This window comes from Streptomyces alfalfae (assembly GCF_004127445.1).
Taxonomy (GTDB): domain Bacteria; phylum Actinomycetota; class Actinomycetes; order Streptomycetales; family Streptomycetaceae; genus Streptomyces; species Streptomyces alfalfae.
Window position 1 is genome coordinate 1 of record NZ_QEXM01000053.1, and the last position, 1,324, is coordinate 1,324.

Annotated in this window: 1 rRNA gene; it reads left to right on the forward strand. The window is 56.9% G+C overall.

Going from position 1 to position 1,324, the window contains the following annotated elements:
* Nucleotides 1-54 precede the first annotated feature (54 nt).
* A 23S ribosomal RNA gene (locus DCW30_RS34165) occupies nt 55-1,324 on the forward strand; the annotation flags it as partial.

A 1,324-nucleotide genomic window follows, 5' to 3' on the forward strand; every position in this document is an offset into this window, starting at 1 on the left:
GTGATGGGTGGTTGGTCGTTGTTTGAGAACTGCACAGTGGACGCGAGCATCTGTGGCCAAGTTTTTAAGGGCGCACGGTGGATGCCTTGGCACCAGGAACCGATGAAGGACGTGGGAGGCCACGATAGTCCCCGGGGAGTCGTCAACCAGGCTTTGATCCGGGGGTTTCCGAATGGGGAAACCCGGCAGTCGTCATGGGCTGTCACCCGCTGCTGAACACATAGGCAGTGTGGAGGGAACGCGGGGAAGTGAAACATCTCAGTACCCGCAGGAAGAGAAAACAACCGTGATTCCGGGAGTAGTGGCGAGCGAAACCGGATGAGGCCAAACCGTATACGTGTGAGACCCGGCAGGGGTTGCGTGTGCGGGGTTGTGGGATCTCTCTTTCACAGTCTGCCGGCTGTGAGACGAGTCAGAAACCGTTGATGTAGGCGAAGGACATGCGAAAGGTCCGGCGTAGAGGGTAAGACCCCCGTAGTCGAAACATCAGCGGCTCGTTTGAGAGACACCCAAGTAGCACGGGGCCCGAGAAATCCCGTGTGAATCTGGCGGGACCACCCGTTAAGCCTAAATATTCCCTGGTGACCGATAGCGGATAGTACCGTGAGGGAATGGTGAAAAGTACCGCGGGAGCGGAGTGAAATAGTACCTGAAACCGTGTGCCTACAAGCCGTGGGAGCGTCGGGATGGAGCTTGCTCCATCCTCGTGACTGCGTGCCTTTTGAAGAATGAGCCTGCGAGTTTGCGGTGTGTTGCGAGGTTAACCCGTGTGGGGAAGCCGTAGCGAAAGCGAGTCCGAATAGGGCGATTTAGTAGCGCGCTCAAGACCCGAAGCGGAGTGATCTAGCCATGGGCAGGTTGAAGCGGCTGTAAGAGGTCGTGGAGGACCGAACCCACCAGGGTTGAAAACCTGGGGGATGACCTGTGGTTAGGGGTGAAAGGCCAATCAAACTCCGTGATAGCTGGTTCTCCCCGAAATGCATTTAGGTGCAGCGTCGTGTGTTTCTTGCCGGAGGTAGAGCACTGGATAGGCGATGGGCCCTACCGGGTTACTGACCTTAGCCAAACTCCGAATGCCGGTAAGTGAGAGCGCGGCAGTGAGACTGTGGGGGATAAGCTCCATGGTCGAGAGGGAAACAGCCCAGAGCATCGACTAAGGCCCCTAAGCGTACGCTAAGTGGGAAAGGATGTGGAGTCGCACAGACAACCAGGAGGTTGGCTTAGAAGCAGCCACCCTTGAAAGAGTGCGTAATAGCTCACTGGTCTAGTGATTCCGCGCCGACAATGTAGCGGGGCTCAAGCGTACCGCCGAAGTCGTGTCATT